This is a genomic window from Sediminitomix flava (genome assembly GCF_003149185.1).
Classification (GTDB): Bacteria; Bacteroidota; Bacteroidia; order Cytophagales; family Flammeovirgaceae; genus Sediminitomix; species Sediminitomix flava.
In genome coordinates this window covers 895,764-909,456 of record NZ_QGDO01000003.1, presented here as the reverse complement: position 1 = coordinate 909,456, position 13,693 = coordinate 895,764, and the positions used below count along the sequence as shown (strand labels likewise).

Genomic DNA, 13,693 nt, shown 5'->3' with positions numbered 1-13,693 from the left:
GTAAGGGAAGACCGTGACTAATCGGTCTCCCTTCTTCTCATCGCTGCACCTAATCAAGTAACATTAAGTTTGATTTCTTAAGAGGCATATCCGCAGGATGAGAGTAGTCTACCTCAATATCTTATTCGTCGTATGTCAATGTGTAACCACGCATACCATGTTCGTGTCTGTCAAGTCCAGTTTTTTCATGTTCTGGAGAAACTCTTAGACCACGTGTTTTATCTATTACTTTAAAGATGATGAATGCTGAAGTAAATGCTACAAAACCGTAACACCCTACACCAATTAACTGAGAGATAAACTGATCAATACCAGCCTTTTGACCTAACACACCACAAGCAAGGGTTCCTAGTGTTCCACAAACCAAGTGTACAGGTACTGCTCCCACACAGTCATCTAATCTTAACTTATCCATTCCTATTGAAGCAAATACCACTACATTACCACAAATAAATCCGATAACTACAGATTCTGCAGGACTCATGATATCAGCTCCAGCGGTAACACCTACTAGACCAGCAAGAATACCATTCAAAACCATCCCCAGATCAAGTCTTTTCAAAGCAAAATACCCTGAAAGATATCCTCCGATTGCACCAGCTGCACCAGCCATTGATGTTGTAACTAACACCAAAGAAACAGCATCCGGATTAGCAGACAATACTGATCCGCCATTAAATCCGAACCAACCTAACCACAAAAGGAATACTCCGATAGTTGCTAATGGTACACTTGAACCTGGTTTACCAATTACTTTACCATCTACATATTTACCAATTCTCGGTCCCAGCACGATAATACCTGCTAGTGCGCCCCATCCACCAACTGAGTGAACCAAAGTTGAGCCTGCAAAGTCTACGAATGGTGTTTCCATTTGAGAAAGGAAACCAGCACCCCAGTGCCACATACCAGTTATAGGATAAACTAAACCAACAAAAAGTAGTGTAAAAATAAAGTATCCGCTTATTCTAATTCTTTCCGCGACAGCTCCAGAGACAATAGTTGCAGCAGTTGCTGCGAACATCCCTTGGAATAAAAAGTCTGTCCAATATGTATAATGGCCATCCGCGTAAGTTTCAGCTATATAATCGGCTCCAAGACCAATTCCGAAACCTGACCAAGTAAAAAATCCATTCCCTTCTACTGTAGGATACATCAAGTTGAATCCAATAAAACCGTAAGTCAATAAACCTACTGCTGGAGTTAGTGTATTCTTAAAAAGAATGTTTACTGTGTTTTTAGCTTGAGTAAAACCTGCTTCAACTCCTGCAAAACCTAAGTGCATAATAAACACCAATGCCGTCGAGACCATCATCCATACATTGTGAGATGTAAGTGAAATAGATTGCATTTGTTGGTTCATTGCAGTAACAGTTGCTTCCAAATTGGCAACTGTTGCTTCAGAAGCTAAAGTATTAGTTGATTCAATGACTGTTAGTAATAAAGAATTCATTTCTAAATTGATTTTGATGCAGTATGATAGAGTTCTTGATAGTTGTGTATTTCAAAATTGATAATCAGAATATAAAAAAATTATAATAAGTGAAACATTTACGCTTCTTTCATTAGAATTGCTTAATATTTATTGATTAACCTTAAATACGTTTCAATATTATCTTATTTTTATCATAAATCAAAATTATGGGTATAAAAATGACTTAATAATATTTTTTAGTAATTACTTTTTAATCTTTTAGGGTAAATTTTAACCCTACTTTTGATTTTTAATTCATTTTTTTAGAGACTAACCACTCTATTTCAAACCTATGTCAATGATTTTATTATGTTTTTAAATATTTCCTAATAAAAAAGCCACTCAAATAAATGAGTGGCTTTTTTACAATCAAATAACGCGATTTATAAACGTCATAAGTACATTTATATATTTTAACCAACCATAACAGCCTCTTCAGGATATAAGTATTTATTTGATTTAGAGGGAGTACTCAATGCCAGGGCAAGGGTTAGGGTTCCTACACGACCTAAATACATCGATAAAATAAGTACTAGTTTACCAAGAGTACTCACAGATGAAGTGATTCCCATACTTAATCCAGCAGTTGAAAACGCAGATGTTTGCTCAAACATTAACTCCAACAAAGAAATATCTGGATTAGACTCTTCTGTTACTGAAAGAAGAAAAATGGCTATTAAATTATACATAGAAGCAAACAAGAATATTGAAACAGCTTTTAGAGATATTTCATTCGGGATTGTCCTCCTCCCCTTTGTGATTCTATCTTGCCCTGTAATGTTAGAATAAACAGAAATTGCAATTATATATATAGTTGTGGTTTTAATCCCCCCTCCTGTAGAACCTGGAGAAGCACCAATAAACATCAGCAACATCATAATGATTAATGTAGAAGTATGCATACTACCAAAGTCCATGGAATTAAAACCAGCAGTACGAGTAGTTACCGATTGGAAAAAAGATGTGATCAAGGCCTCTGTAAATGTTAGGTTTTCCATTTTATCAAATTCTAAAACCAAAACAGCCACCGTACCCAACAATAATAAGAATCCTGTAACCTTTAAAGATATAGATGTACTTAATCGATAGGCCTTCCAAGGCTTCATTATCTTTCTCTTTATTTTATTTACAGAAAAAATTTCTCCAATAGTTGAAAAACCTACACTACCTAAAACAATAATAATTGCAACTACAAAATGCAGTCCATACATATTTCTAATATCAATATGCATACCTGGTACTTTAAAATTCACAGTAGCATCTGACAACATTGATGTGTTTAAACTATCTGGAAATAGGCTAAAGCCAGCATTACAGAATGCTGAAATCCCATGAAAGATTGAATAAAACACTTTCTGAGCAAACGAATTGAAAATTAAATCTTCTCCCCAACTAAAAAATATCGCTATAGTACCAAGTGCTTCGATTGATAATGTAAGCAGAACTACTCTAGTTAAAAGTTGACGCACAGAGCCTAAATCTTCCCCACTCAACATATCTTGAATCATAAGTTGTTGCTTCAAGCCTACACCTTGAGTTAAGAATGTTGCAAAGAATGTAGCGAAAGTAATTATACCAATCCCTCCAACCTGCGCCAAAAACAGAATTATGAGTTGACCTTTCAAATTAAAGAACATTCCAGTGTCTACCACTGCTAAACCAGTAACACAAGATGCACTCGTAGAAGTAAAAAGGGCATCGATAAAATTTAGACTTTTTTCAGTATGATTTACAGCAGGCATCATTAATAGTAATGCACCTAATAAAATCAATAGAACAAAACTAAGAATAAATGTAGTAGCAGGTTTAATTGATAGTTTGCTCAGTTTAGTACTCCATTTTGCTACCTCAGTATTTATTAGAAGAACTAAGACTATTGAAAGGAAATGCTGATAAGTTCGTAAGCTACCACTCGGGTTAATCAAATCTGCTAAAAGGTATAAACCTTTTACCTCAAATATGGAATTGATTGAACCATGAATAAATAATAGGGTTATTAAAATCCCCTCCCATTTTGTATTTTTTATATACTCTCGCCTGTATGAAGTAAAGACCAAGCGTATCAGATAATTAAACACAAATACAGCGAACACGCCGTCAAATTGTTTAAATATTAGAAAGATCTCATCATCAGTTGGCAAAAAACCATACCTATATATAAGGAGGTAAAAACCTAAAATAACGTTTAGCGTAACTACCCAAGACAAGAACTTAAAGGCAATATCTCTCCATCCAAAAAGGACACTGTCTATTTTCTCTTTCCAGCTCATTTAAAAAATAATTAATCTTTAATAGCTACGTTAAGAAAATCATTGAAGGGTTTCAAGATCGAAAATTGTTGCACTAAATCATCTACAGAAATAGCAAGAATATCTTTATCCGAAACACTTTTAGAGACTATAAAACTCTTAAACCTCAACAATTCTATTTGAGGATGATCTTTCGGATAACCTTTTGGTGCAGTCTTAAGCTGATCTCCTACTAAACCTCCATAATTAGATGAAAAATCTTTATTATTTAAAATAGATAAAAAATCATCAGCATTATAGTCTATTTCTTGCCTAATTTTCTTCAAGGCTTCTGCTTCGGGCATATATGAACCTCCTGCAATCATACATTTACCTGGTTCTAAATGTAAATAATACCCTCCGAAATGACTTTTTCTTCCTTCCTTTGATATGAAAGCCCCAAAATTAGTTTTATAAGGGGTCTTATTCTTACTGAAACGAACATCTCTAAAAATTCTGAAAATACATTTTTTAGGTTCTTGATCAGCTATAGATTCGTCTATAAGAGAGAGTCCATCAATTACCTCTTGAATAACTGACTCAAATTCTTTCTTCACTTTCTGATATCTTGATCTATTCTGATCAAACCACTCCTTATCATTATTCTCTTTTAACTCACTTAGGAAGTTTAATATATTTTCGACGTTCATAGCAATTGGTAAAAAATAAATTGAATTTCTACTTCAATTAGAAAAATTTAGTTTTTAAGCTAAATCATTATTATTCGAAGATCCAAAAAAAGGTATAGTTTTAAAACTATACCTCATATTATATATTAGAATAAATTCAGTTCTTTATGGAATATCCATATACTTATGTACTTGTAGTGAAATTTTCCACTTCGGATTATCTTTTACATAGTCAACGATCATTGGAAGTATTTTAGCACTTTTCCCCCATTCGGGCTGCAAATACAACAAACAATCATCTCCTAATTTTGAAGCATGCTCTTCAGCCCAAGCAAAATCACTTTTATGGAAAATAACTACTTTAAGCTCATCAGCCTTTTGATAAAACTCATCTAATGGTGCTTTGAATTTTTTCGGCGAGAAACATACCCAATCAATATGACCACTCAATTCATGAGCTCCAGATGTTTCTATATTAATATGAAACCCTGCTTCTTTAAGTGCAGTAGTTAAAGGAGAAAGGTCATGCATACAAGGCTCTCCTCCTGTAATAACCGCAAGTCTTCCAGGGTATTTTTTTGCTTCATTGACAATCTCGTCAACAGATAAAATAGGATGTCCTTCTTCTTCCCAAGACTCTTTGACATCACACCATACACATCCGACATCGCAACCAGCCAATCGAATAAAATAGGCTGCATGTCCTTGATACTTCCCCTCCCCTTGAATGGTATAAAATGCCTCCATTACAGGGTAAGTGATTTGAACCGTATCCTTTAGATTTTCCATAACTTTAAACATAAGAAAGACTCACCCTTTTTCCAAAAGGCAAGTCTTAATATATTTTATCTAAAACTTAGTTAGATTCTAGATTATGCTTTTTTTCCTTCTGCTGCTTGAAGTGTATTCATCATCAATGAACAAACTGTCATCGGACCAACACCACCAGGTACAGGAGTAATGAAACTAGCTTTTGGAGCTACTTCATCAAATTTAACGTCTCCCTTTAGTGCAAAACCACTCTTCTTAGAGTCGTCTTTTACTCTTGTAATTCCTACGTCAACAATTACAGTACCTTCTTTAACCATATCAGCAGTTACAAACTCAGCTCTACCTAATGCGACAATAAGAATATCAGCTTCTCTTGTTTCAGCTGCTAAATCCTTAGTTCTACTATGCGTAAGCGTTACTGTACAGTTTCCAACTTTAGAATTACGAGCCATTAGCACACTCATTGGAGAACCTACAATATGGCTACGACCAATGATTACACATTTCTTACCTGAAGTTTCAATGTTATAACGTTCTAACAATTGAATAATTCCGTAAGGAGTCGCTGGCAAGTACGTTGGTAAATCAAGAAGCATTTTCCCTAAGTTTGTTGGATGGAATCCATCTACATCTTTATTTGGGTCAATTGCTTCAGTTACTTTCTTTTCATCAATATGTTTTGGAAGGGGCAATTGAACAATAAATCCATCAACTGCTGCATCATTATTTAATTGCGCTACTACTTCCAATAGTTTTTCTTCAGTTGTGTCTTCCTCTAAACGGATTAAAGTAGATTCAAAGCCTACTTCTTCACAAGATTTCACTTTACTGTTCACATAAGTTTGGCTAGCACCATCATTACCTACAAGAACTGCTGCAAGGTGAGGTCTTTTCCCTCCGTTTTTTGTAATCTCTTCTACTTTATCTTTGATTTCAAGTTTGATTGCTTTCGAGGTAGCTTTTCCGTCTATTAGTTGCATGGCTTGATCTAGTTTTTTTATGCTATGCGGCAAAACTAAGTAATTATTAATGATTTGTTATTATAATCTCACATCTCTTTCATGAAAAAAGATACAAATAACAGAATGTTGGTATAAATCTGACCGTGTATTCTAAAAAAACTAAGCAACAGTGTTAAAAACAGGGGTTCTATGAATAAGAGAATAAAAAAAATTGAAATATCCCTACTTTTAGGGATTTACATTAAAAAATACAGGTGATATATTGCTAATGTTCTTTAGTAAGGCTCATATTTTTTCACCTATTACTCTAATTTTTTCTTTTTACTTTTTAGACAGGGTTATGACGGAGACTTTAAATGGAGTGTGAAATTTTTTTAAGTGAGTCATTAGTTTTACTCAGTTTAAATATTGAGTAAGTTCAATGTTTGTAGAATACTATAAAAATTACCCCACGTTTGATTGGGGTATTTTTTTATCTAATCCTTAATCTCTTCTATTGATAGTATAAAGTAACTTACAGCCAATTAAGGTTGAAGCATCATTTACATAATAATCAGCTTGCTCTATCATTACTATATTACCATTATCATCTAATATTAGATTTCCATCCTCATCTTGCTGAGGATATGTTCCACCTAAGAATAATGGACTATAATCAACTTGACGTGTTACAAATAAACCTGCTTGTAAAGACTCTGTCAGAGATGCCAATACACTAAAACTTAATCGACCTCGATCAATCAAACGAGCGTCATCATGTTTAGCATCACCCAAATTTTTAAAAAAGATATAATCAAACTCAACTCTTAGAGGTAATTCTTTAATCTTAAAATCTTTACCGAGAAGTGCTGAAACGCTAAATCGGCCAAAATTATCGACAACAGTACCAGCGCCTCTATTCTCATAATTAGTAAACTTCACTTGTTCATAAGAGATGAATTTTTCAAAATCAACACTACCAATCTTTCCAATATGTTTCAATAATCCTTGAAAGTACCATTCATTTTGGTCAAGATTCTGATCAACAACATACCTTACAGCTCCTTCTAACTCCCAATGGTTCGTCAACTTATAAGCATAACCTAAACGTTGATGCCATCTCAGATTTCTTTCACCGCTTAATGATTCTACACTTCGGTACTGACCTTGATATTTTAGGGTCTGTAGATCATCGATATTATAATCAAGATCAGTATTTAACCAATATTGATTAGCTCTTTGATTTTTAACAACATCTTGGGCAATGACTTTACTTGATAATACAATTAGGAATAAAAGTAGAACATTGGTTTTCTGTATAGCTTTCATTTTATAATAATTAGGTCTTAGTTTTCTGATTAAGAAAAGGTCTGATTCTATATTTCATAAAATCAGACCTTGCATAAAATGTTATTGCATTGTTTTTATTTGATTAAGATGTTTTCTCGCATTTGCTTCATCTAGTTCAAGCTGTCTAACGAGACTTGTTTTCCCATCAAATTTCATTTCTGATCTTAACTTCTTTACAAATTCTACTCGAATAGGTTTTGTGTAAATAGTATCTTTAAAATCAAAAATATGTACTTCTATTACTTCTTTAATATCATCAGTTACGGTAGGTCTTTTTCCAATATTTAGCATTCCGCCATACCATTCTCCCTCTACCTTAACTTTTACAGCATATACTCCTGACTGAGGTATTAATTTAGCATCTGAGTCTACTTCAATGTTAGCCGTTGGAAACCCAATAGAACGTCCAATTTTATTTCCATCAATGACTGTCCCTTCAATTCCGTAAGAATAACCTAAGTATTTATTGGCTTTTTCTACATCTCCGTTCAATAGAGATTCTCTGATTTTTGTAGAACTAACAGCTACATCTTCCAACTCTTGCTTCGAAATTTCTTCGACGTCAAAACCAAATAGATGTCCGTGTTCTTTCAAATATTCAAAACTACCTTCTCTATTTTTCCCAAACCTATGATCATAGCCAATCACCAATTTAGAAGTTCCGATCGCTTGAATTAATATCTGCTCAATAAATTCTTTGGAAGTCAGTTGAGAGAAATCTTTGGTAAACTCAAGAATGACCAAATGATCTAAACCTTGAGCTTCTAAAAGATTAATTTTCTCATTCAGAGAACTTAGTAGTTTCAACTGATGCTTACTTTCAGGAAAAAGAACATACCTTGGATGAGGCCAAAAAGTTATAAGAACACTTTCTCCATGATGGACTCTTGCAATTTCATTTAATCGATCAATAATTTTTTTATGACCGAAGTGAACTCCGTCAAAGGTTCCACTTGTAACAATTGCATTTTGCAGATTTTGTATTGATTCTATTCCGTAATGAACTTTCATTTTTGGCCCGCTTTGCCCTTACTTCTCTTCTTTGATATCGTTTTCACGTTGTTTGTGAACTAAATCTACGAAATCTTGCACACTATATGCATCTGAAACGAGAAATTCACCAATTCTTGTACGTTTTAAAGCAGACATATAAGCTCCTACTCCAAGACTTTTACCATAATCTCTCACAAAACTTCTAACGTAAGTCCCTTTGGAACATACCATTCTGAATTGGATAACAGGAAGATCCATATTGATAATCTCTAATTCTTTGATCACGACATTTCGAGATTTCAACTTAACTTCTTTTCCTTCTCTTGCAGACTTATAAGCTCTTTTACCATCTACTTTCACAGCAGAGTGTGCTGGAGGAACTTGTTCAATTTCTCCTCTAAACTGCTCTAAAGCATCAATGATTTCTTGCTCAGTCAGATGAGAAATATCTGTTTCAGAATCGATCTCTGTTTCAAGGTCAACAGAAGGCGTTGTTTTACCAAGTACAAGTTCTCCAACGTACTCTTTTTCTGTTGCTTGAATAAGGTCTATTTGCTTCGTTTTTTTCCCGGTACAAACAATCAGCAAACCAGTTGCTAAAGGATCAAGCGTTCCTGCATGACCTACTTTCTTGATGCGAATAGTATTTCTAATCTTTTTAACTACATCAAAAGATGTCCACTCGTAAGGTTTATCTAACAATAACACTTCTCCAGCAACAAAATCGAAAACCTTATTTTCCATTTTAATTCGTATAAACTTGTTATATAAAAACAAATAACCGAACCCTCTTAATCAAGAAAGTTCGGCTATAAATATTAGTTCTAAATGATTAAGCAATCAAAGATACACTAATTGCAATAATACCTACAACTGCACAGTAAATTGAGAAGTAAGACAATTTTGCTTTTTTCACCAATTTAATCATCCAAGTACAAGCCAAAAGTCCTGATAGAAAGGCTGCAATGAACCCTACAACCAATGGTGTAGCTGATGCATGTTCGATGACTAAATCTCCAGAATAAATATCTAACATATCTTTAGCAATCTTTCCAAAGATCAAAGGAACAACCATCAAGAATGAAAATCTAGCTGTACGCTCTCTATCAATACCTAACAATACAGCCGTTGAAATTGTAGCACCTGATCTAGAAATACCAGGCATAATTGCAATAGCCTGTGAAACTCCAATCATGAATGCACTCGCAGCAGTTACTTCCTTACCTGTATTTTTAGCTTTGTCAGCTAACAAAAGTAAAATACTTGTTAGCAATAGCATACATCCAACAAATGTGATTTGTCCTCCAAAAAAGCTTTCAATTTCTTTATCAAACATCACCCCTACAAATGCCGCAGGAAGCATTGATAAAATAATATTAAAACTAAATCTTGTTTCAGAATTCCATTGAAACTGGAACAAGCCACCCAAAATGTGAAGAATATCTTTTCTATAAACTACAATTGTACTCAATGCGGTAGCAAAGTGAACAACAACAGTAAACAATAGGCTTTCCTCAGGAATACTACTATCTCCTAAAATTGCCTTCCCCAACTCCAAGTGTCCACTACTACTAACAGGTAAAAATTCTGTTAGCCCTTGGATTATCCCTAAGATTATTGCGTCTAAAGTCTCCATAAAAGCAGTTCTGTAACTCTCTCCTAACTATTAATTTCGATTATCCGTTGATAGCATTAAAAAATGTTTAGCTATTCGTTTGTTTCTTTTCCTTTCCCAAGAATTGTCCAGAATTGTAGTCCAAAACCAGTAAGTACAACCAATGGACCAAGAGTTAAGCCTAAAAATCCGAAACCAAATTCTTCTCCATCAATACTCATAATGAAAAATCCAATAAGTAAAACGGCTAGACCGATAAGCATTCTCTTATAATTTAATTTGCCGAAAGGCATTCCATTTCTTTCTTGACTCATTGTGAAAGTATTAAGTGATTTATAAAAAATTTCAGAATTATAATTTGATTTCAGTATTGGTGATCAGAATTCAATCTTTTAAAAATTGACACTCCTAACCAACTGCAATAATAAGGCAGAAATAACAAAAAAGTATTTTTTTTGAGTTAGAATAAGTGAAAAGCAGTTAATAAAGTTGATCTAGTTTCATTTTCAAATAATGATTCACAGAGAAGTAAGCACTCAAGAAACCAATAATACCACCTAATAGGATTATTGAGATAAAAACACTTAAAGTAATCCTCATATCAAAAATCAACTTCATCTCTGAAAATACCTCTGAAAATAGAAAAATAGAAAGCCCTAAAAGCGTTGAAGCTATTATCCCACCAAATACGCCTTGTAGAAATGCTCTACTCAAAAATGGTTTCTTGATAAAAAATGGTGTTGCTCCTACCAACTGCATACTACGAATTAGGAATCTTTGAGAGAACAGAGCCAAACGGATTGCATTACCAATCAAAACGACTACAGTTAGCAAAAACATGATGGCCAATCCGCCCAAAACTATCGTCACCTTCTGTATATTTGATTGAATCTGGCTGATCATACTTTTTGTATAAATCACATCATAGACTCCTTCAATCTTTTTTAGGTCTTTTGACAACTCTTCTATTCTTGGTTCTTCTAAAAAATCCTTCTTGATTGAAATTCTAAATACATCATGTAAAGGGTTTCCACCTAAAAACTCAATAAAATCTTCACCTGTTTCTTGAATCATATTTTGTGCTGCTTCCTCCCTAGAAACAAAGCGGATCGGAATATTCTGATTTACAAATTCAAGATTTGAAATTCTGTTTTGCAGATCATTTCTTTTTTCTTCAGATAAAAACTTTTGTAATACTACTTGAACCTCAATACTATCTTGAAGTTCAGTCGTAAGTTTATTTGCATACAAACCAAACAAACCCATCAATCCAATCATAAATAAGGCACTTACAATGCTAAACATGACATTAGCATATGGATAACTACCTACTTTTTTTGTGATTTTTGACATTTATGCTGAAGATTAAAAATGACTAATGTTTAACTTCTAAAGTTGAATTTCACGCGAAAATACAGATTCAACTAAAAAAATTGAATATAAAGCAACTTTGATTAAGAAAGATCGTAAATTGGAATTGAATTTAAAACTAAGATTCTTAGAATAATTAAATACAGTATTTTTTAGAAAAGATTTCTATTAACCTATATGAGCGCACTTGGAATACAACTTTTGGGAGAATTGAGCGGTTGCGATAAAAATTTGATTAATGACGTAGAAAAAGTTGAACAGCTGATGATCCAAGCGGCAGAAAAAGCGAATACAACTATCGTTAAATCAGTATTCCATCGATTTTCACCTCACGGAGTTTCTGGCGTAGTTGTTATTCAAGAAAGTCATTTAGCTATACATACTTGGCCTGAATATGGATATGCTTCAATAGATTTCTTTACCTGTGGAGATGTTTCTTCACCAAAAATTGCTTGCGAATTTTTAGCAGAAGCTTTTAAAGCAGAGCAAATAGAGATTAAAGAAGTTGAAAGAGGAGGAATAATAAAGCCTGAAACGCTATAAAGTTTCAGGCTTTATTTTTTTAGGACTTATACCTCCCTAACCAATCACTCTCAACATCTGGAAAAACCGAATTATACTGCCTTGACTCTAAAGGAGCAATAAACAATGGAACAGCCACTTTATCCCACTCTTTAAAATGCGCTGTTGTGAAATGTTTCTCACGATCTTCACTGCTTTTAAACACCTCCAGAATAGTATATTCTCCTACCCTCTCAGCATCCTCCATTATATCAAACCTGATCACCCCTTCTTCTTTTATTGAGGCTTCAAAATTCTTCTTAGTCACCTCTCTAAAAGTATCTAAATGATTAGGGTCAATGTATAGTTTTATAATCCGAATATGCATAGTCAAATAAAATTATCAATTACCAAATTTAACAATACTTCATATCAAAAATGGTAAAGAGATGTGAACGCTTTTGTGCATAAAAAAAGAGGTTACCGAATAGCAACCTCTTTTCTCATCATCAATCAACAATTATTTGATGTTCATTTTCTTTCTAAGATGTTTTGGAATACCATCTTTATGAACCATAAAGTCAATTGTTTTATATCTTACATATGCTTCACTAGCATAGAAATAACCATCACAGTCATTAGCTTCACCCCATGAGTTTTTCACGATATAATACTTTGTACCATTTTGATCTTTAACGATACCTGTTAATTGCATACCGTGGTCGTCAGTAGTTTCATAGTTATCATATGCTTTCTGACGTAATTCAGGAGTAATTACTTTCTCTTTTACAGGCTCTTGGAAAGCAACTGAATATTTTTGAGCACCAGCATCACTGAAGTGTTGGTTATCCTTACCTTTAGCCATTACTTCAATTTCATCTGTAGGTACGATTGCAAGACCATCTCTAAAAGAGAATCCTTTCTCACTTACATCTGCACCCCAAGCAATTGAATAGCCATTCATCAAAGCATAATCAATTACTTCAATCATTTCATCCAATGGTAAGTTTTGGATTGAATGATGTAACCAGTTATCTGGAACCTCCAATTCAAACTCTTCATAATAAGGTTTGTGAGTAAATGAACCGATTTCTACATAGTCATCAGCATTTAATCCAACTACTTCGTCTGCAAATGTTTTTGGAGTATATTTTTTACCATTATATTCAAACTCTGAAGGATAATCACCTAAATAAGCATCCATAACACCTTCAAAAGCAGGTTTCCAAGATTGTGTTGGTTTTGCACGTTTTCTTGCTTGAACAGCTGTAACTATTCCCATCAACACCTCATCCATTTCGCCATGGTTGTGCATCGTAGCGCCGTTCTGTAATCCAGAATAGGCAAACTCAGGTACGATACCGTAATTTTTAATTACATAAGCAACATCATGAAAAGCACCTCCAGCACCAAAATTGATGTGACCATGCCATCTCACAAAACGATCTGCTTTATCAGGATAAGTGTGTCTTACAACAAACATTTCAGAAAGGTTTATTTTGTCCTTTCCCATTCGCTCCATTTCAGACTCAAAGAATGAAAGAGAAGAGAAACTCCAACAAGTACCTGACCTTCCTTGATTTGATACTTTACCAGCTTCAATGTTTGTAACTACCTGAAACTTATAGTCTCCATCTTTCTTATTTCTCAATTCCACTTCTTCTTGTGCATTTGCTGCAGACAAAGAAGTACACATTACGCCAAGCGCTAAGAGCGATTTCTTGAAGTTGTTCATATAATTAGTTTAGCAGTTAAAAATT

The 13,693-nt window shown here is 33.9% G+C and carries 14 protein-coding genes; 1 reads left to right on the top strand and 13 read right to left on the bottom strand.

Features of this window, described 5'->3' with window-relative positions; all coding sequences use genetic code 11:
* Positions 1-121: 121 nt before the first annotated feature.
* From BC781_RS15200 to BC781_RS15150, 11 genes are all read right to left on the bottom strand, one after another.
* Positions 122-1,453, bottom strand: a complete 1,332-nt coding sequence (locus BC781_RS15200; protein ID WP_109619244.1) for an ammonium transporter — start codon at positions 1,451-1,453, stop codon at positions 122-124.
* A 434-nt stretch (positions 1,454-1,887) separates the two neighbouring features.
* Positions 1,888-3,744, bottom strand: a complete 1,857-nt coding sequence (locus BC781_RS15195; RefSeq protein WP_109619242.1) for a TrkH family potassium uptake protein — start codon at positions 3,742-3,744, stop codon at positions 1,888-1,890.
* Between the two features lie 11 nt (positions 3,745-3,755).
* Positions 3,756-4,412, bottom strand: a complete 657-nt coding sequence (locus BC781_RS15190) for a DUF2461 domain-containing protein (protein WP_109619240.1) — start codon at positions 4,410-4,412, stop codon at positions 3,756-3,758.
* Between the two features lie 144 nt (positions 4,413-4,556).
* Positions 4,557-5,180 carry a 7-carboxy-7-deazaguanine synthase QueE gene (locus BC781_RS15185; RefSeq protein WP_211323823.1) on the bottom strand — a complete coding sequence of 208 codons (624 nt, stop codon included), beginning with the start codon at positions 5,178-5,180 and terminating at the stop codon, positions 4,557-4,559.
* 83 nt (positions 5,181-5,263) lie between these two features.
* Entirely contained in the window at positions 5,264-6,142 is an 879-nt protein-coding gene (locus BC781_RS15180; RefSeq protein ID WP_109619239.1) for a bifunctional 5,10-methylenetetrahydrofolate dehydrogenase/5,10-methenyltetrahydrofolate cyclohydrolase, read from the bottom strand.
* 465 nt (positions 6,143-6,607) lie between these two features.
* Positions 6,608-7,432, bottom strand: coding sequence for a hypothetical protein (locus BC781_RS15175; protein WP_109619237.1), 825 nt, complete (start codon positions 7,430-7,432; stop codon positions 6,608-6,610).
* A gap of 81 nt (positions 7,433-7,513) precedes the next feature.
* On the bottom strand, positions 7,514-8,464 hold the full coding sequence (locus tag BC781_RS15170; protein ID WP_109619235.1) for a bifunctional riboflavin kinase/FAD synthetase: 951 nt from the start codon (positions 8,462-8,464) through the stop codon (positions 7,514-7,516).
* An 18-nt stretch (positions 8,465-8,482) separates the two neighbouring features.
* Positions 8,483-9,190, bottom strand: a complete 708-nt coding sequence (truB, locus tag BC781_RS15165; RefSeq protein ID WP_109619233.1) for a tRNA pseudouridine(55) synthase TruB — start codon at positions 9,188-9,190, stop codon at positions 8,483-8,485.
* Positions 9,191-9,278: 88 nt separating this feature from the next.
* Positions 9,279-10,082 carry an undecaprenyl-diphosphate phosphatase gene (locus BC781_RS15160; protein WP_109619232.1) on the bottom strand — a complete coding sequence of 268 codons (804 nt, stop codon included), beginning with the start codon at positions 10,080-10,082 and terminating at the stop codon, positions 9,279-9,281.
* 71 nt (positions 10,083-10,153) lie between these two features.
* Positions 10,154-10,375, bottom strand: a complete 222-nt coding sequence (locus BC781_RS15155) for a DUF3098 domain-containing protein (protein ID WP_109619230.1) — start codon at positions 10,373-10,375, stop codon at positions 10,154-10,156.
* Positions 10,376-10,541: 166 nt separating this feature from the next.
* A complete protein-coding gene (locus BC781_RS15150; protein ID WP_109619228.1) occupies positions 10,542-11,414 on the bottom strand; it encodes a cell division protein FtsX in 873 nt (290 codons plus the stop codon).
* Between the two features lie 195 nt (positions 11,415-11,609).
* Here BC781_RS15150 and speD point away from each other — a divergent pair, with 195 nt between their 5' ends.
* Positions 11,610-11,975 carry an adenosylmethionine decarboxylase gene (speD, locus tag BC781_RS15145; RefSeq protein ID WP_109619225.1) on the top strand — a complete coding sequence of 122 codons (366 nt, stop codon included), beginning with the start codon at positions 11,610-11,612 and terminating at the stop codon, positions 11,973-11,975.
* A gap of 19 nt (positions 11,976-11,994) precedes the next feature.
* On the opposite strand, the gene BC781_RS15140 is transcribed toward speD, so the two are convergent.
* Positions 11,995-12,321: a putative quinol monooxygenase gene (locus tag BC781_RS15140; RefSeq protein WP_109619223.1), complete on the bottom strand. Its 327-nt coding sequence runs from the start codon at positions 12,319-12,321 to the stop codon at positions 11,995-11,997.
* 132 nt (positions 12,322-12,453) lie between these two features.
* On the bottom strand, positions 12,454-13,668 hold the full coding sequence (locus tag BC781_RS15135) for a C1 family peptidase (RefSeq protein ID WP_109619221.1): 1,215 nt from the start codon (positions 13,666-13,668) through the stop codon (positions 12,454-12,456).
* Positions 13,669-13,693 lie beyond the last annotated feature (25 nt).

Coding starts and splice junctions, on each gene's coding strand:
- BC781_RS15200 (WP_109619244.1), bottom strand. CDS start 1,453: ATGAATTCTTTATTACTAACAGTCATTGAATCAACTAATACTTTAGCT.
- BC781_RS15195 (WP_109619242.1), bottom strand. CDS start 3,744: ATGAGCTGGAAAGAGAAAATAGACAGTGTCCTTTTTGGATGGAGAGAT.
- BC781_RS15190 (WP_109619240.1), bottom strand. CDS start 4,412: ATGAACGTCGAAAATATATTAAACTTCCTAAGTGAGTTAAAAGAGAAT.
- BC781_RS15185 (WP_211323823.1), bottom strand. CDS start 5,180: ATGGAAAATCTAAAGGATACGGTTCAAATCACTTACCCTGTAATGGAG.
- BC781_RS15180 (WP_109619239.1), bottom strand. CDS start 6,142: ATGCAACTAATAGACGGAAAAGCTACCTCGAAAGCAATCAAACTTGAA.
- BC781_RS15175 (WP_109619237.1), bottom strand. CDS start 7,432: ATGAAAGCTATACAGAAAACCAATGTTCTACTTTTATTCCTAATTGTA.
- BC781_RS15170 (WP_109619235.1), bottom strand. CDS start 8,464: ATGAAAGTTCATTACGGAATAGAATCAATACAAAATCTGCAAAATGCA.
- truB (WP_109619233.1), bottom strand. CDS start 9,190: ATGGAAAATAAGGTTTTCGATTTTGTTGCTGGAGAAGTGTTATTGTTA.
- BC781_RS15160 (WP_109619232.1), bottom strand. CDS start 10,082: ATGGAGACTTTAGACGCAATAATCTTAGGGATAATCCAAGGGCTAACA.
- BC781_RS15155 (WP_109619230.1), bottom strand. CDS start 10,375: ATGAGTCAAGAAAGAAATGGAATGCCTTTCGGCAAATTAAATTATAAG.
- BC781_RS15150 (WP_109619228.1), bottom strand. CDS start 11,414: ATGTCAAAAATCACAAAAAAAGTAGGTAGTTATCCATATGCTAATGTC.
- speD (WP_109619225.1), top strand. CDS start 11,610: ATGAGCGCACTTGGAATACAACTTTTGGGAGAATTGAGCGGTTGCGAT.
- BC781_RS15140 (WP_109619223.1), bottom strand. CDS start 12,321: ATGCATATTCGGATTATAAAACTATACATTGACCCTAATCATTTAGAT.
- BC781_RS15135 (WP_109619221.1), bottom strand. CDS start 13,668: ATGAACAACTTCAAGAAATCGCTCTTAGCGCTTGGCGTAATGTGTACT.